Annotated in this window: 14 protein-coding genes; 4 read left to right on the top strand and 10 right to left on the bottom strand. The window is 67.7% G+C overall.

Going from position 1 to position 16394, the window contains the following annotated elements; all coding sequences use genetic code 11:
- Positions 1-8: 8 nt before the first annotated feature.
- From AC1DBD_RS16490 to AC1DBD_RS16470, 5 genes are all read right to left on the bottom strand, one after another.
- Complete coding sequence (locus AC1DBD_RS16490) at positions 9-974, bottom strand: hypothetical protein (protein WP_476982531.1); 966 nt, start codon at positions 972-974, stop codon at positions 9-11.
- Positions 975-1016: 42 nt separating this feature from the next.
- Positions 1017-1517, bottom strand: a complete 501-nt coding sequence (locus AC1DBD_RS16485) for a DUF456 domain-containing protein (protein WP_476909658.1) — start codon at positions 1515-1517, stop codon at positions 1017-1019.
- A gap of 35 nt (positions 1518-1552) precedes the next feature.
- Entirely contained in the window at positions 1553-2758 is a 1206-nt protein-coding gene (locus AC1DBD_RS16480) for an NAD(P)-dependent malic enzyme (protein ID WP_476982555.1), read from the bottom strand.
- Between the two features lie 235 nt (positions 2759-2993).
- Entirely contained in the window at positions 2994-3590 is a 597-nt protein-coding gene (locus AC1DBD_RS16475; protein WP_441419250.1) for a TetR/AcrR family transcriptional regulator, read from the bottom strand.
- Between the two features lie 128 nt (positions 3591-3718).
- Positions 3719-4984, bottom strand: a complete 1266-nt coding sequence (locus tag AC1DBD_RS16470) for an MFS transporter (protein WP_441419249.1) — start codon at positions 4982-4984, stop codon at positions 3719-3721.
- 103 nt (positions 4985-5087) lie between these two features.
- Here AC1DBD_RS16470 and rraA point away from each other — a divergent pair, with 103 nt between their 5' ends.
- The 3 genes from rraA (at position 5088) to AC1DBD_RS16455 (ending at position 9057) form a co-directional block, all read left to right on the top strand.
- A complete protein-coding gene (gene rraA, locus AC1DBD_RS16465) occupies positions 5088-5573 on the top strand; it encodes a ribonuclease E activity regulator RraA (protein WP_441419248.1) in 486 nt (161 codons plus the stop codon).
- Positions 5574-5702: 129 nt separating this feature from the next.
- Positions 5703-7355, top strand: coding sequence for an MDR family MFS transporter (locus AC1DBD_RS16460; protein WP_476926442.1), 1653 nt, complete (start codon positions 5703-5705; stop codon positions 7353-7355).
- A 262-nt stretch (positions 7356-7617) separates the two neighbouring features.
- On the top strand, positions 7618-9057 hold the full coding sequence (locus AC1DBD_RS16455; RefSeq protein WP_441419246.1) for a sugar porter family MFS transporter: 1440 nt from the start codon (positions 7618-7620) through the stop codon (positions 9055-9057).
- A gap of 77 nt (positions 9058-9134) precedes the next feature.
- Here the strand turns inward: AC1DBD_RS16455 and AC1DBD_RS16450 are convergent, their stop codons facing one another.
- From AC1DBD_RS16450 to AC1DBD_RS16440, 3 genes are all read right to left on the bottom strand, one after another.
- Complete coding sequence (locus tag AC1DBD_RS16450; protein WP_476893407.1) at positions 9135-10361, bottom strand: MFS transporter; 1227 nt, start codon at positions 10359-10361, stop codon at positions 9135-9137.
- Between the two features lie 64 nt (positions 10362-10425).
- Positions 10426-10911, bottom strand: a complete 486-nt coding sequence (locus AC1DBD_RS16445) for a MarR family winged helix-turn-helix transcriptional regulator (RefSeq protein ID WP_476982530.1) — start codon at positions 10909-10911, stop codon at positions 10426-10428.
- A gap of 64 nt (positions 10912-10975) precedes the next feature.
- Positions 10976-11497 carry an N-acetyltransferase family protein gene (locus tag AC1DBD_RS16440; RefSeq protein ID WP_476982529.1) on the bottom strand — a complete coding sequence of 174 codons (522 nt, stop codon included), beginning with the start codon at positions 11495-11497 and terminating at the stop codon, positions 10976-10978.
- 128 nt (positions 11498-11625) lie between these two features.
- Here AC1DBD_RS16440 and AC1DBD_RS16435 point away from each other — a divergent pair, with 128 nt between their 5' ends.
- Entirely contained in the window at positions 11626-13092 is a 1467-nt protein-coding gene (locus tag AC1DBD_RS16435; RefSeq protein ID WP_441419242.1) for an amino acid permease, read from the top strand.
- A gap of 146 nt (positions 13093-13238) precedes the next feature.
- Here AC1DBD_RS16435 and AC1DBD_RS16430 read toward each other — a convergent pair whose 3' ends face one another.
- A complete protein-coding gene (locus AC1DBD_RS16430) occupies positions 13239-14387 on the bottom strand; it encodes a mannitol-1-phosphate 5-dehydrogenase (RefSeq protein WP_441419241.1) in 1149 nt (382 codons plus the stop codon).
- Positions 14387-16363, bottom strand: coding sequence for a PTS mannitol transporter subunit IICBA (locus AC1DBD_RS16425; protein ID WP_476917631.1), 1977 nt, complete (start codon positions 16361-16363; stop codon positions 14387-14389). Before AC1DBD_RS16425 ends, AC1DBD_RS16430 begins: the two co-directional genes overlap by 1 nt.
- Positions 16364-16394: the final 31 nt, after the last annotated feature.

The following is a 16394-nucleotide window of genomic DNA, read 5'->3' as shown; positions in this document are numbered from 1 at the left end:
GGATGGCATCATTCCCCGTTCAACTGCTTCCATTCCTGTTCCCAAAGCCTGCGTTCCTCCACGTCCTTGCGGATGACCTCGAAAGTTTCCAGCTGGGCGGGCCGGCCGCGCAGCCAGTCGCGGGGATTCAGTGATTTGCGGCCGTTGTCCAGGAGCATCAAGGCGCGGTCGGTCAGGGCATCATTTCGGAGTGCCAGGTGGGTCTTCCGCCGCCGGAGAACTTCCTTCACCGCCGCTTGGGAGGCCGCCGCGGCACCAAGGCGGCGCAGTGACCGGGCGCGGATCAGCAGCAGCGCGGCCGAGAGGTCGTCGGCATTCAGCAGCCCCTCCGTCCAGACCATCACTTCCTTGTCCCGGCCCATCGAGAACGCCACCGAGCACCGGGCCAGGGCCGCGGGCAGCGACGGCGGAAGCGAGGCCACGGTTTGCACCGCTGCCTCCAGGTGGCCTGTCTCCCGCAGGGAGTGCGAAAGTGCGAGGAACACCGCTTCCTCGCTGAACAGAACCGGAACCTCGATGCGCTCGGCTACTTCGACCCGGGTGACCACACGGGTCAGATAGCCGGACGCGAACCGGTTGGCGTCGTCGTCGTTCCCGGTGGTGAGTCCGCGCTGGAGGAGCTCCGAGGCCCGCAGGTAGCCGCCCTGCTTGTGCGCCAGGAGACCAGCCAGCACGTAGCAAAGCCCGGCCCAGCCCGGGTAGGCGCGGCCCAAGGCGATCAGCCGGTTGGGGTCGGTGTTGTGGAAGGTCGCCTCGTACACCGCCTTCGCCGCTTTTCCGGGCATCCGCTTGAGCCGGGGGGTGGCGCCGTCCACGCTGAGCAGCGCCCCGTTCCGGCCGCCCAGGGCGGTATGCAGGATGCCGCCGACGCCGTCTGCGATGTCCCGCACCGGCGTGCGGACCTGCGGGACGCCGAACGGGGTGAGGTCACGGGTGTCGCGATAGATGGGTCCTGGGGACTGTCCGGCGCTCATTCTTCCATGCTAGTAGTGCACCCTTGGCAGCCGGTGGAAGGGCTAACTGGCGGCAGCCACCCAGACGCCGATCACCCAGGTGCTCGCGGCAAGGCAAGCCAGACCGAACTCCACCAGCATGCCCACACCGGTGGCCTTCAAGGCCGCCCAGCTGGTGGTCATGGCGGTCCGGAAATCCCGGGTGCGGTGGGATTCGCTGAGTAGCAGGCCGGCGGCGAACCCCACGAAGAGTCCTACCACCGGGATGAGGAACATGCCCGCCACCCCAAAGACCAGGCCTGTCACCACGCTGCGGCTGGGAATGCGGTGTTCCTTGAGTTTGCGGCCGGTCAGCACGGCGCTAGCCGCCATTCCCGCCAGCACCAAGGCCAGGCCAACGCCAAAGACCACCCAGCCGGTGGTTCCGGCACCGCCCCACAGGGCCCAGGCCAGCAGGCTGAGGCCGATCAGGATGCTGCCGGGGAGCACAGGGATGACGATGCCCGCCACGCCCACCAGAATGGCGAGCCCGCAGAGGACGGTCACGATGATCTCGGGGTTCATGCCCCCAGTTTAGGGTTGGCCACGGCGGCGGCTGGTTATTCCGCCTCCACCGCCGCGGCTACGGCCGCCGACACGGCCGGGGCCACACGCGGGTCGAGCGGGCTCGGCACGATGTAGTCGGCGGAAAGCTCGTCCTCGGCCAGGTCCGCGATGGCGCGGGCCGCGGCGAGTTTCATCGCCGGAGTGATGCGGCGGGCACCGGCGTCGAGGGCGCCGCGGAAGATGCCTGGGAACGCCAGCACATTGTTGATCTGGTTGGGGAAGTCGCTGCGGCCCGTGGCGACGACGGCCGCATACTTGGACGCGACCTCCGGCAGCACTTCGGGATCCGGGTTGGAAAGGGCAAAAACGATCGAACTGTGGTTCATCAGCTTCAAGTGTTCCTCGTCCAGCCGGGAGGAGGAGACGCCGATGAACACGTCCGCGCCGAGCAGCGCCTCGCCGGGGCCGCCGGAGACGCCGCGGGGGTTGCTGCGGACGGCCAGCTGGGCCTTCTTGCTGGCCGGGTCCGCGGCGATGTCCGCGCGGTCCCGGTTGATCACGCCGCGGGAGTCCAGCAGCACGACGTCGTCGATGCCGGCGGTCAGCAGGATTTCGGCGACGGCAATCCCGGCCGCGCCGGCACCGGAAACCACCACGCGGAGTCCCTTGAGCTCGCGGGCCGTCACCTTCGCGGCACCGGTCAGCGCGGCGAGGACGACGACGGCGGTGCCGTGCTGGTCATCGTGCATGACAGGGCAGTCGACGGCTTCGATCAGCTTTTCCTCGAGTTCGAAGCAGCGCGGCGCCGAAACGTCCTCAAGATTAACCGCGCCGAAGCTGGGACGCAGCCGGACCAGAGTCTCGACGATCTCGTCGACGTCGGTCGTGTTGAGGACAAGCGGGATGGAGTCGAGGTCGCCGAACGCCTTGAAGAGGGCGGACTTGCCTTCCATGACGGGCAGCGAGGCGCTGGCGCCGATGTTGCCAAGTCCGAGCACTGCGGTGCCGTCGCTGACCACGACCACGAGGCGCTGGGCCCAGGTGAGGGTCTTGGCCAGTTCCGGGTTGGCTGCGATGGCGCGGCTAACCTGGGCGACGCCGGGCGTGTAGGCGATGGACAGATCGCGCTTGCTGGCGAGCGGGACGGTGCTGGAAATCGAGAGCTTGCCGCCTTGGTGGGAGGCGAAGATCTCCTCGTCGCTGAGCGCCGCTACCGGCGCTTCTGCGGCCCCTTCGGGGGCAGTGGGATCGGCGGGAATGGTCGTTTCAATGGACACGTCGTTGTCTCCTGGGGCTCACCGTGGGCATACGGCACTTGGCTGCTGGGGCACAGGGTGCCCGAGATGGTCTGGCGGAACTCCGGCGGCGGCCCCGGGGTGGCGGGCCTGCGGGTGAAGCTCCGGAAGTGCTGGCGCTCGCGCCGCTCCGGTTCTGCCATGGTAAGCAACGCGGTCGCCGGCCGGAGATTCGGCCGGACACATTCCGGTAACTGGTCTAGACCGGCTGGGCGGCCTGGCGCCCCCGGGACAGCAGGGAGCAGGCCTTCTTCAGGTCCTCTTCGGCCTCGAAGAGCGAGAGCCGGCGGCAGCGGACGGACTGCACCAGGCCGGTGACGGTGAGCAGCAGGACCCGCGAGACGGCGGGGTCGCCGCTGACCGCGGTCACTGCTTTCTCCGCCGTCGCGTCAATGTCCCGCAGCAGGCGGGTGGTGTCCGTGTCCTTCGCGTAGACCGCGCGGGTCAGGCATTGCTCCACTGCAGGCTGCATGAGGCGCATGTGGAAGATTTCCATCACCGCGCCCACCAGGGCGTGCACCGGCACCCTGGTCCCCGCCGGCCATTCGCCAAGGTGCAGCTCGCCGAGCTGCTTGCGGTACAGGGCCAGCATCAGCTGCGCCGAGGAGGGGAAATAGCGGTACAGGGTGCCCAGCGGTACGTCCGCCCTGGCTGCCACCTCGGAGAGAACCACGGAGTCGAGTCCCTTGCGGGCAAAGCCGGCTGCGACGTCGAGGATCCGCGCATAGCGCAGGCGCTGCCGGGGCAGGGTGGGCGGCGGGGCCATTGGTGGAAGATCTGAAGGAAATTCAGGCATCAGCAGCGTTCCGGGGGTCGTTTTTCTCGGCAGCCGGGAGGGTTAGTCCACAGCACTGCCGCGGCGATCCCGTCCACTATACGGCACGGTGTGGGGCCGTTTGCCAGTCACACGGACCCCCGGAACGCCTAGTCCACGCCCTTGATCTTGACCACGAAGACAGCGCCGAGCAGGCCGATCACCGCGGCCGCGACGTACAGCGAAACGTACCCTCCCCAGAGCGCCACGAAGGGGTAGGCGATGAGCGGCGCGATCACCTGCGGCAGCGAATTGGCGATGTTGATGACCCCCAGGTCCTTGCCTCGGTTCAGCGCCGTCGGCAGCACCTCGGTAATCAGGGCGAAGTCCACGGCGAGGTAGGAGCCGAAGCCGATGCCCAGCACCGAGGCGCCGATCAGGGCCCCCGGCCAGGTCGGGGCGAAGGCGAGGATCAGCGCGGCCGCGGCGATGACGGCCGAGGAGAGGATAACGAGCGGCTTGCGCCGGCCCATCCGGTCACTGAGCCGGCCGCCGATCACACTCGTGATGATCACCATGACCGCGTACAGGCCGGTGAGGATCAGGACGCCGAACTCCGCCTCGATGCCCTGCGTCTGGGGCAGGCGCACGGCGTCGGTGAGGAAGAACAGCAGGTACAGCGTCACCATGTGGTTGCCGATGTTCACGAGCAGGCGGGTGAGCCAGGCCCAGGCGAAATCCGGGTATCGGGCCGGGGAGATCCAGAAACTCCGGGCAAATTCGCCCAGCTTGAACGGCGGGCGGCCGTGCCGCGGCAGCGCGACGTCGTCGTTCTGGAAGAAATACAGTCCGACGCCGGCCAGCAGCGCCACGGCGCAGAACGCGTAGCCGAGCGCGAAGTTGCCGGAGACGACGGCGGCGATCACGGCGCCGATCAGGATGCCCACGGTCTGGCCCATTGCGGCGAGCCCGCCCACGGTGCCGCGCTGCGGTACCGGCACCCGGTCCGGGATGGCGGCGGTGATGGCGGCGTAGGCTCCGTTGCAGCCGGCCTGCACGAGGCACCAGAGAATGGTCATGACGGCGACATTCGGGGCGCCGGCGAGCGCCGTGAGGGCGGCCGCGCCAAGAATGGCACCGAAGAGGACCCACGGCACGCGGCGGCCGCGGCGCGCAACCGTCCGGTCGCTCAAGGCGCCGAACAACGGGTTGGCCACGAGCGAGACGGCCGCCCCCGCCCCGGTCACGAGGGCCAGGATTGCCTCCTTTTCGCCCTCGTTGAAGGCCGCCGCCTGCTGGCCGAGCAGCACCTGCAGCGGGCCGAAGAAGGCCGCATTAATGCCCACGTTGACCAAGACCACACCCGCCGTCCAGACCGGGCGGACACGGCGTTCCGGCTCGGCAAGGGCCGGTGCCGCGGCATTGGACAGGCTCATGTGGTTCCCCCCGGAACTGGTGACTGAAGCTGATGATCAGTGTGGGCCCAGACTATCGTGGGCAGCAACGCCCACCGCTTATTCACGCAGCCAAGGAGAACCAGTGCCAGACCAGCCCTCAAATCCCGTCAACACCGCCGACCTCTACGACGAGCGTGGCGAGGAGCTGGACTCCATCTCCTTGCAGTTCCAGTCGCTCGGCGGCCACACCCACTTCAGCGGACCGGTCCGGACCATCCGCTGCTTCGAGGACAACGCCCTGGTCAAGGCCATGCTGGGCACGCCGGGCAACGGCGCCGTCCTGGTGGTCGACGGCGGCGGCTCGCTGCGCACCGCGCTGATGGGGGATTTGATCGCGGCGAGCGCCGTGGAGAACGGCTGGGCCGGCGTCGTGATCAACGGTGCCATCCGGGACCGGGTGGCGGTCGCCGGCCTGCCGCTCGGGGTTAAGGCGCTCGGCAGCAACCCGCGCAAGAGCGCCAAGGCAGGCGCCGGGGAGGCCGACGTCGAGCTGGACATCGACGGCGTCGCCGTCCGGCCCGGCCAGCTGATCTGGTGCGACCCGGACGGCATCCTGCTGGAACGCTGAGCGGATGGGCGGGAACTGGACGGCAACGCCCAAGGAGCCGGTGCGGGCGGGAACAAAGCAGGCCCTAAGATAGTTACTGAAAGCAACCTTCCTGCTTGACCCCAAAAAAAACTTCCCCTTGGAGCGGTTATGTCCAAAACCACGTCCTCACGCCTGCCCGGAGAGGTCTTGACGCACCGTCAGACCATCACCGTCATGGTGGGCCTCATGCTCGGCATGTTCCTGTCCTCCCTGGACCAGACGATCGTGTCCACGTCGATCTACACCATCGCCAACGACCTGGACGGCCTCTCGCTGCAGGCCTGGGCAACGACGGCGTACCTGATCACCTCCACCGTCAGCACGCCGCTTTACGGCAAGCTCAGCGACATCTTCGGACGGCGGCCGCTCTACCTCGCCGCGATCCTGATCTTCCTGGCCGGCTCGCTCTACGCCGGCTCGGTCCACTCGATGACCGAGCTCGCGATCGCCCGCGGCATCCAGGGCATGGGCGCCGGCGGCCTGCTGGCCCTCGCGCTGACCATCATCGGCGACATCGTGGCGCTGAAGGACCGCGCCAAGTTCCAGGGCTACTTCATGTCCGTCTTCGGCATCTCCTCCGTGCTGGGCCCGGTGATCGGCGGCGCCTTTGCCGGTTCCGCCAACATCCTGGGCTTTGACGGCTGGCGCTGGGTCTTCTTCATCAACATCCCGATCGGCCTGGCCGCCCTCGCCGTCGTCTTCCTTTACCTGCACCTGCCGGCCAAGCACCTGAAGCAGAAGATCGACTACTGGGGCGCCGCCGCCATCACCCTGGCGATTGTGCCGTTGCTGCTCGTCGCCGAACAGGGCCGGACCTGGGGCTGGAGCTCCACCGGGGCCTTCCTCTGCTACGGACTCGGCATCATCGGCATCGTCGCGTTCCTGCTGGCCGAGAAGCGCGCCGGCGACTACGCCCTGATCCCCCTCCGGCTGTTCCAGAACATCACCTTCGGACTCTCCTCGCTGCTGAACTTCATCATCGGCGTCGGCATGTTCGGTGCGATCGCGATGCTGCCGATGTACCTCCAGCTGGTCAAGGGCCTCACCCCCACCGAGGCCGGGCTCATGATGATCACCTTCACGGTGGGCATCCTCACCGGGTCCATCACGGCCGGCCGGACCATTTCGGCGTCCGGCACCTACCGGATCTTCCCGATCCTGGGCACCGCCGTGTTGACCGCGGCCGCCGTCGTTATGGGACTCTCGCTGGGCGTGGATACGCCGCTCTGGGTCCCCGGCGCGATTGCTGTGTTCTTTGGCCTGGGCCTGGGCTTCTGCATGCAGCCGCTCACCCTCGCCATGCAGGTCTCCGTTCCGGCCAAGGACATGGGCGTGGGCACCTCCTCCGCCGCGTTCTTCCGCTCCATGGGCGGTGCCGTGGGGACCGCGGTGTTCATTTCGATGCTGTTCAGCCTCGCGGCGGACAAGATCGCCACCGGCATGAAAGCCGCCGCGCAGAACGCGGACTACCTCAAAGTGCTCAAGGACCCGGCCGTTGCCGCCGACCCCGCGAACGCCAAGCTTTACGAGTTCTTCAAGAACGGCGCCAGCAACGACTCGCTGAACGACACAAGCTGGCTGCACACCGCGAACGCCAGCCTGACACGGCCGATCACCGAAGGATTCGCCCAGTCGATCGACGCCGTCATGCTCACCGCCGCCGTGCTCACCGGCATCGCCTTCCTGATCAGCTTCGCGCTGCCGAACAAGAAGCTCACGGACCCGAAGGCCGCCGCCAAGGAGGCAGTCCCCGCGCACTAGGGCACACGCCGCAGCACGTCAGGGCAGGCAGTCTTTTGGACTGCCTGCCCTCGCTTTTGGCCGCCGGGACGCGGCCTTCCAGGGCCGCCGACGTCGAAAGTGGGTCCGGCGTGACGCCGCCGGTGGGCCGCGCGGCGCATCTCCTCCGGAATTGTAAGCTTGCTCTCATTTTCCCGTCCTGTGACGTGCATCGCGGCATCCCCGGTGTCAGACTGGGTAGCTGCGGCGTGAGCCGCTGACCACGAATTGCCGAGGGAGCCACATGACCACCACCCAAGACCAGACCGTCGCCAAGATCCCCAAGCGGGTCATTTGGCTGGCCGTGGCGGGCGCCGTTGGCGGCTTCCTCTTCGGCTTCGATTCCTCGGTTGTCAACGGCGCAGTCGACGCCATCAAGGAAGAATTCGCGCTCAGCGAGGCCGTGACCGGGTTCGCCGTCGCCGTCGCCCTGCTTGGCTGCGCGGCCGGCGCCTACCTGGCCGGCAAGGTCGCGGACCGTTACGGCCGCATCCCCGCTATGAAGCTCGGCGCGCTGCTGTTCCTGGTCAGCGCTTTCGGCACCGGCTTCGCGTTCGGCGTCTGGGACCTGATCTTCTGGCGCCTCGTCGGGGGCCTGGGAATCGGCCTCGCCTCGGTGATCGCCCCGGCCTACATCTCCGAGATTTCACCCCGCCACGTGCGCGGCCGGCTGGCGTCGCTGCAGCAGCTCGCCATCACCACCGGTATCTTCGCGGCGCTGCTCTCCGACGCCGTGTTCGCCAACTTCGCCGGCGGCGCCGACCAGAACCTGTGGTTCGGCATCGAGGCCTGGCGCTGGATGTTCATTGCCGGCGCCGTCCCGGCCGTCGTCTACGGCTGGATCGCCTTCACGCTTCCCGAATCGCCGCGGTTCCTCGTGTTCAAGGGCAAGGACGAGGACGCCCTCAAGGTCTTCGAATCCATCGCGCCGGACGAGGACACCGACCGCCACCTGCGTGACATCAAGAAGGCCATCGAGGAGGACAAGCTCGCCGGCCAGAAGGGCTCCCTGCGCGGCAAGGCGCTTGGCCTGCAGCCGGTGGTGTGGATCGGCATCATCCTGTCGGTGCTGCAGCAGTTCGTCGGCATCAACGTGATCTTCTACTACTCCACGACGCTCTGGAAAGCTGTGGGCTTCCAGGAGAAGGACTCGCTCACGATTTCCGTGGCGACCGCGATCACCAACATCCTGGTCACCCTTGTCGCCATCGCACTGGTGGACCGGATCGGCCGCCGCCCCATCATGCTGGCGGGTTCCATCGGCATGGCCGTCTCGCTGGCGACCATGGCCTTCGCCTTCGGATCCGCCACCGGATCCGGCGATGCGATCACGCTCCCGGGCGCCTGGGGCCCCGCCGCCCTGGTGGCCGCCAACGTCTTCGTGATCAGCTTCGGCGCCTCCTGGGGCCCGCTGGTCTGGGTGCTGCTGGGTGAAATCTTCCCGTCCCGGATCCGCGCCCGCGCCCTGGGCCTGGCCGCGGCCGCCCAGTGGATCGCGAACTTCGCCATCACGCTGAGCTTCCCCGTGATGGCGGCAGCCTCGCTGCCGCTGACCTACGCCATGTACGCCTTGTTCGCGGCGGCGTCGTTCTTCTTCGTGATGTTCAAGGTGCCGGAAACCAACGGCATGGCGCTGGAGCACGCGGAGACGCTGTTCGTGCCGAAGGGTTCCGCCAAGAAGTAGCCCCCGCGGCATTGCACGAACAAAAAGTTGAGGCCCATGTTCCGCGGAACATGGGCCTCAACTGTAGGTCCGGCGGGTTAGACCAGGTGCGGCTCGTGCGTGCTCAGGTACCGCCGCCCGCCGAGGACCACCGCGATCGCCAGCGCCATGGCGACCGCCGCGGCGAAGAACGGAACCTGGGGCCCGAAGTGTTCACCCAGCTGCGCCGCGGCGAACGGCGCCAGTGCGCCGCCCATCCAGCGCACGAAGTTGTACCCGGCCGAGGCCACGGGCCGCGGCGAGTCGGAGACGCCCATGGCCAGCTCGGTGTAGATCGTGTTGTTGATCCCCAGCAGGGCGCCGGAGGCCACCACGAGGACGACGACGGCGGGCACCGAGTGCCCCGCGGCCAGGCCGAGGCCGGCCAGGTCCAGGAGCAGCAGCGCCAGCGTGCCGCTCAGCACGCGGACAGCCCCGAAGCGCCGCTGCAGCGCGGGGGCGACAAACACCGAGAAGACGGCGACGGCGACACCCCAGCCGAAGAACACGCCGCCGATCCCGTAGGCGTCCATCCCCAGGATGAACGGGGTGAAGGCGAGGATGGTGAAGAAGCCGTAGTTGTAGAACAGCCCGCTGGCCGCCGTCGTCCGCAGGCCCTTGTGGCCCAGCGCCAGCAGCGGGTCCCGGAGCCGGACCTTCCGTTCCGGCAGCGGGGTCTTGGGCAGCAGGGCGATCAGGGCGATGAAGGCCGAGGCCATCAGGACGGCGGTGCCGAAGAACGGGGCACGCCACTGCCACCCCCCGAGCAGGGCGCCCAGCAGCGGGCCGAGTGAAATGCCCAGGCCCAGCGCCGCCTCGTAGAGGATGATGGCGGTCCCGGCGCCGCCGCTGGCGACGCCGACGATCACGGCCAGGGCGGTGGCGACGAAGAGGGCATTGCCCAGCCCCCAGCCGGCACGGAAGCCGACAAGTTCGGTCACGCTGCCGGAGAGGCCGGACAGCGAGGCGAACACCACGATGATGGCGAGGCCGGCCAGCAGCGTGCGCTTGCCGCCGATCCGGGAGGAGACGAAGCCGGTGATCAGCATGGCGATGGCGGTGACCATGAAGTAGCTGGTGAACAGCAGGGACACCTGGCTGGGGGTGGCGTCAAGGTTCTTGGCGATGGCGGGCAGGATGGGATCCACCAGCCCGATTCCCATGAACGCGAACACCGCCGCCAGGGCAGTGGCCCAGACCGCCTTGGGCTGCTTGAGTAGCGAGGCTTTTTCGGCCTCAAGGGTTGATGTTGCTTCCGGCGCGGGGGCCGTGAGCTGGCCGTCCATGGAGGGCGCTCCTAAGGTTGTGGGTTCTTGCTGTCGTTGTTCCTGGCAGGCAGTGGCCTGGCTGTCAGGGCTGCAGGCTCTCGTTGATCTTGCCGATCACCGGGATGGCGGCCGCGAGGGCCTGCCGTTCCGCATCGGTGAGTGAGCCGAGGATCCCTGCCATGACCGCGTTGCGGCGGGTGTTGGCCGATTCGACGGCGGCGTGGCCCTCGGCGGTGAGCTTGACGCGGACGGCCCGGGAGTCGGCCGGATCCGCCTCACGCCGGACCAGCCCGGCCCGTTCGAGCTTGATGATCTGCTCGGTGGCGCTGGGAACCTTGACCCCGAGGTTGCGGGCAATCTCACCCACCCGCACGCCGTTGGCCCCGGCGCTGTCTTGGGCGCTGTCTTCGGAGCTGTCCAGCAGCATCTTGAGAGTGCTGAGCTGGGCGGCGCTGAGTTCGCCGTCGGCGTCCAAGCGCCGGACCAGGTAGATGCTGTGGCGCAGGGCTTCCCGGAAATCCCGGGAGAGGGCGAGCAGTACGGGATCCGGCAGCGGGTGTTCACTCATACTTAGGGAGCCTAACAGTTAGGCGGCCTAAGAGTCAACGGTGCGGCTGCCGCCGGCGCGGCCGCTAGAGCAGCAGCTTCATGCCCTCATGGCTGGTCGCGAACCCCAGCCGCTCGTAGAATCGGTGCGCCGCTGTCCGCGACTTATCCGTGGTGAGCTGCACCAGGGAACAGCCACGCCGCCGCGACTCCCCGAGCGCCCACTGCACCATCGCGGCGCCGACGCCCTGGCCCCGCAGTTCGCCGGCGACCCGCACGGCCTCGAGCTGGGCACGCCACGACCCGCGCCGGGACAGCCCGGGCAGGAAGCTGAGCTGGAAGGTCGCCACCACCCGGGGCCCGGCGCCGCGCTCCGGTGTCAGTTCCCCCACCAGCAGCAGGTGGGCCGGATCGGCGTCGATCGCGTCGAAGGCCCTCTGGTACGGCGCCAGATCCGCAGCATCCTCGCGCGAGGAGCCCAGCTGGTCGTCGGCGAGCAGCCGGAGAATGGCGGGCAGGTCCGCGCGGGCGGCGGGGCGCAGCCGGAACGTCCCGCCGTCGACGCCGAATGTTAGCAGGGCGGCCTGGTCCGCCGAATTTGTAGTCACCCGCCCAGCTTGCCATGACGCAACGATGAAACGTTCGGCAGGGGGCCCGGCCTTCGAAGCTGTACCTTAGAAAGGCTGATTTGTAACCGCCGTCACCAATGCGGCGGACCACACGAAGGATTGTTGACATGCCCGAACAGACAACCGCGGAGCAGAGAACTGCCTCCAGCCGGGACACCGAGCCCCACCTTGCACGCTCGTTGAGCAACCGGCACATCCAGCTCCTGGCCATCGGCGGCGCCATTGGCACCGGCCTCTTCATGGGCTCCGGCAAGACCATTTCCGTGGCCGGACCGTCCGTGATCTTCGTGTACATGATCATCGGCTTCATGCTGTTCTTCGTCATGCGCGCCATGGGCCAGCTGCTGCTGTCCAACCTGAACTACAAGTCCTTCAGCGACTTCGCCGGCGACCTGCTGGGCCCCTGGGCCGGGTTCTTCACCGGCTGGACCTACTGGTTCTGCTGGGTGGTCACCGGGGTGGCGGACGTGATCGCGATTGCCGGCTACGCCGAGCAGCTCTGGCCCGGCATCCAGCTGTGGGTCCCGGGGATCGCGACCATCATCATCCTGCTCCTGCTGAACCTTCCGACCGTCAAGGCCTTCGGTGAGACGGAATTCTGGTTCGCCCTGATCAAGATCGTGGCCATCGTGGCGCTGATCGCTGTGGGCCTGGTTATGATCTTCACCGGCTTCCATTCCAACGCCGGCACCGCGGGCTTCAGTAACCTGTGGAGCCATGGCGGCCTGTTCCCCAAGGAGTTCATGGGCTTCGTGGCCGGTTTCCAGATCGCTGTTTTCGCCTTCGTGGGCATCGAGCTGGTGGGTACCGCCGCGGCCGAAACCAAGAACCCGGAGCACAACCTGCCCCGCGCCATCAACGCGATCCCGCTGCGCGTCATGCTGTTCTACGTCGGCGCCCTCATCATCTTGATGTCCGTCACCCCGTGGACCGGCTTCAAGGCGGGCCAGAGCCCGTTCATCGCCATGTTCTCCCTCGCCGGGCTCGGCATGGCCGCCACGGTGGTGAACCTCGTGGTGCTGACTTCCGCGATGTCCTCGGCCAACTCCGGCATCTACTCCACCTCCCGGATGGTCTACGGCCTGGCCAACGACGGCGACGCCCCCAGGCTCTTCGGCCGCCTCTCCAGCCGCAAGGTCCCGCAGAACGCGCTGTTCCTGTCCTGCGTGCTGCTGCTGGCCGGCGTCGCGCTGCTGTATGCGGGCAAGGACGTGGGCGTGGCCTTCGACATGGTCACCACCGTGTCCGCCGTCTGCTTCATGTTTGTCTGGAGCATCATCCTGGCCAGCTACCTCGTGTTCCGGAAGCGCCGGCCGGAACTCCACGCGGCCTCGACGTTCAAGATGCCCGGCGGCATTCCCATGGTGTGGGTCGTGTTTGCGTTCTTCGCGTTCCTGGTCTGGGCGCTGACCACGCAGCCGGACACCCTTGTGGCCCTGCTGGTCACGCCGCTCTGGTTCGCGGTCCTGGGTGCCGCGTTCGCCGTCGTCCGCCGCTCGCCGCTGCACCAGGCGCGCGTGGCCGAATGGAAGGCGATGGCCGACGGCGAAACCGCCGCCGCCAGCCGCGTCTGACGCTTCGGCAGCTCCTGCCGGTCCTGCCGGGCCTGCCGGGCCTGGGGCGACGCCCGCGCAGATCCACGGCCTAAACGACGGGCCCTCCCTCACCTGGTGTGAGGGAGGGCCCGTTGTTTTTCCGCGAAAGGTGAGGAAGCGTCCGGCTAGACGGCGGCCTTGGCTTCCTCGACGAGGGCACAGACGGCCGGGAACAGCGGATGCCCCGAGTCCAGGCCGGTGATCTTCGTCGTGGCGTCCTCCGGGGTGGAGGAGTTCAGGATCTGCGCCAGCTCCACGGCCTCGGCGTCGGCCGGGTCGTTGAAGCGCAGCGCGGCGGCGATTGCACCAAGCAGTGCCTCGGGGACAATCCCGCGCTCGGCCAACTCCGCAGCGGGACCGATGAAGCGCTCGTGCCGGCTGAGCTTGCGCAGCGGTGCCCGCCCCACCCGGTTCACGGTGTCCGGAAGGTGCGGGTTGGAGAACCGGCCGAGGATCTTCTGCACGTAGGCTTCCTGCTCCTCGCGGTTGAAGCCGTGCTTGGCCACCAGCAGTTCCTTGGTCTCGTCGAGCACTGCGCGCACATCGGCGGCGACGTCCTGGTCCGCCATGGCCTCGGAGATCTTGGACAGCCCGGCTTCGAAGCCGAAGTACGCGGCCGAGGCGTGCCCGGTGTTCACGGTGAAGAGCTTCCGCTCGATGTAGGGCGCCAGGTCGTCCACGAAGGTCGCCCCCGGAATGGCTGGTTCCTTCCCCGCGAACGGGGTCCGGTCGATGACCCACTCATAGAACGTCTCCACTGTGACGTCCAGGCCCTGCCCGGCCTCCTGGTTGGGCACGATCCGGTCCACCGCCGTGTTGGCGAACACGGCGGCGGCATCCAGCGAACCGGCGGCCGGATCCCATTGGGCGGAAATTTCGGACTTCAGGATGTCGGTCGCGTTGATCGCGTTCTCGCACGCCATCACCTGCAGCGGCGCCAGCCCGGCCGGCCGGGCCGCGATCCCCTTGGCGATCACGGGTGCCACGAACTTGAGGATGTGCGGGCCCACCGCGGTGGTGACGATGTCCGCCGTCGCGATTTCCGCGACGACGTCGGCTTCCTGGGTGCCGGAGTTCAGCGCGCGGAAGTTGTCCACCGTGCGCACGGCCGGGCTGTCCCCCACCTCGTGGACCTGGTAGCTGTCCGCCGCGGCGAGCTGGGTGATGAGGGCATCCGCGACATCCGCGAACACCACCTCATACCCGGCCTCGTGCAGCAGCAGTCCGACGAATCCACGGCCGATGTTTCCGGCTCCGAAATGAACAGCCTTCACTAGGAATTTACCTTTCCGAACAGGTCGAGCACTTCGTCGACGGTGGTGGCCGCCTCCAGCTGCGCGACCTGTGCCTTGTTGGTGAAGACCTTGGCGATCGAGGAGAGGATCTGGAGGTGCTCGTTGTTGATGCCGGCGACGCCGACGACGAACTTGACCTCTTTGCCGTTCCAGTCGATGCCGTTCGGGTAGCGGATCACCGAGACCGCGGACTTCATGATGTGGTCCTTGGCGGCGTTGGTGCCGTGCGGGATCGCGAGGTAGCTGCCCATGTAGGTGGAGACGGATTCCTCGCGCTCATGCATGGCGTCCAGGTAGCCGGCGTCGACGGCGCCGCGGTCCAGCAGCAGCCGGCCCGCCTCGTCGATCGCAGCGTCACGGGTGGTTGCCGTGCCGCTGAGGATCACGCTGTCGGCCACCAGGATGCCGGACGGCCCGGCTTCGGGCTCCGCTTCCGGTGCGGATGCCGTTGCCACGGCCGCACCCGTTCCCGCACCCGCCATCGCACCGGAGGCGTCGGCCGGCGCGTTGCTGGTCCGGACCAGCTCCACGATCTCGTCGTACCGCGGCGAGTTCATGAAGTTGTCCACCGAGACGTGGACGGCGCTGGACGTCGCGGGCTTGGCCCGTTCGGTCAGGTCCTGGTGCGTGATGACGACATCATAGGTGTCGCTCAGGTTCGCGATCGCGGAGTTGGTGACCTTGACATCCGGGTAGCCGGCGGCCTTGATCTTGTTGCGGAGCACCGAGGCGCCCATGGCGCTCGAGCCCATGCCGGCGTCGCAGGCGAAGACGATGTTCTTGACCGGACCGGCCAGCACCGCGACGCCGCCGGCGCCCGCACCGCCGCCCACGAGGGCGGAGGAGACGGAGCTCTTCTTGCCCTTCATGGCTTCCATCCGGGTGGTCGCGGCGCCAAGTTCGTCACCCTCGACGTCCTTGCTGGACTTGAGGATGACGGAGGCAATCAGGAAGGACACGGTCGCGGCCAGCAGCACGGACAAGGCCACGCCGAAGTAGCTGTCCGGCGGGGTCGCGGCGAAGACCGCGAGGATGCTTCCCGGGGCGGCCGGGGAGCGCAGGCCCGCACCGGTCAGGACGAGGGTGAAGATGCCGGTCATGCCGCCGCCGATCGCGGCGAGGATGATGATCGGCTTCATCAGCACGTACGGGAAGTAGATTTCGTGGATGCCGCCGACGAACTGGATCAGGGCGGCGCCGGGGGCCGAAGCCTTGGCCATGCCCTTGCCGAAGATCATGTAAGCGAGCAGGACGCCCACGCCCGGGCCGGGATTGGCCTCAAGCAGGAACAGGATGGACTTGCCCTGGGCGAGCGCCTGTTCGGTGCCCAGCGGGGTCAGGATCCCGTGGTTCACGGCGTTGTTCAGGAACAATACCTTCGCGGGCTCGATGAAGATGCTCGTGAAGGGCAGCAGGCCGTTGTTGACCAGGAACTCGACGACGGCGCTGGCGCCGTTGCTGAAGGCCTTCACCACCGGGCCGATCACCAGCATGCCGAAGATGGCCATGACGGCGGCGACGATGCCCGCGGTGAAGTTGTCGATCAGCATCTCGAAGCCGGGCTTGACCTTGTTCTCCCAGAGGCTTTCGATCTTCTCCATGATCCACGCCGTCAGCGGCCCCATGATCATGGCGCCGATGAACATCGGGATGTCCGTTCCGACGATCACGCCCATGGTGGCCGCCGCGCCGACCACGCCGCCGCGCACGCCGTAGACCATGCGGCCGCCGGTGTAGCCGATCAGGAGCGGCAGCAGGTAGGTGATCATCGGGCCGACCAGCTTGGCCAGGTCGGCGTTGGGGGTGAAGCCCGCCGGGATGAAGAAGGCGGTAATGATGCCCCAGGCGATGAAGGCGCCGATGTTGGGCATGATCATTCCGGACAGGAAGGTGCCAAATTTCTGCACACCGACCCTGATACTGGTCCGGGGTTTCGCAACGGTCTCTGTTGCCATGTGATTTCCTAACCGTGATTCCTGCTGCACC

The sequence above is a fragment of the Arthrobacter sp. 10T419 genome (genome assembly GCF_056394105.1).
This window is presented reverse-complemented; position numbering and strand designations above follow the sequence as displayed.

What these genes read in the sequence shown, in the direction of transcription:
- AC1DBD_RS16490 (WP_476982531.1), bottom strand. Translation starts at nt 974, where the DNA reads ATGAGCGCCGGACAGTCCCCAGGACCCATCTATCGCGACACCCGTGAC.
- AC1DBD_RS16485 (WP_476909658.1), bottom strand. Translation starts at nt 1,517, where the DNA reads ATGAACCCCGAGATCATCGTGACCGTCCTCTGCGGGCTCGCCATTCTG.
- AC1DBD_RS16475 (WP_441419250.1), bottom strand. Translation starts at nt 3,590, where the DNA reads ATGCCTGAATTTCCTTCAGATCTTCCACCAATGGCCCCGCCGCCCACC.
- AC1DBD_RS16470 (WP_441419249.1), bottom strand. Translation starts at nt 4,984, where the DNA reads ATGAGCCTGTCCAATGCCGCGGCACCGGCCCTTGCCGAGCCGGAACGC.
- AC1DBD_RS16460 (WP_476926442.1), top strand. Translation starts at nt 5,703, where the DNA reads ATGTCCAAAACCACGTCCTCACGCCTGCCCGGAGAGGTCTTGACGCAC.
- AC1DBD_RS16455 (WP_441419246.1), top strand. Translation starts at nt 7,618, where the DNA reads ATGACCACCACCCAAGACCAGACCGTCGCCAAGATCCCCAAGCGGGTC.
- AC1DBD_RS16450 (WP_476893407.1), bottom strand. Translation starts at nt 10,361, where the DNA reads ATGGACGGCCAGCTCACGGCCCCCGCGCCGGAAGCAACATCAACCCTT.
- AC1DBD_RS16445 (WP_476982530.1), bottom strand. Translation starts at nt 10,911, where the DNA reads ATGAGTGAACACCCGCTGCCGGATCCCGTACTGCTCGCCCTCTCCCGG.
- AC1DBD_RS16435 (WP_441419242.1), top strand. Translation starts at nt 11,626, where the DNA reads ATGCCCGAACAGACAACCGCGGAGCAGAGAACTGCCTCCAGCCGGGAC.
- AC1DBD_RS16425 (WP_476917631.1), bottom strand. Translation starts at nt 16,363, where the DNA reads ATGGCAACAGAGACCGTTGCGAAACCCCGGACCAGTATCAGGGTCGGT.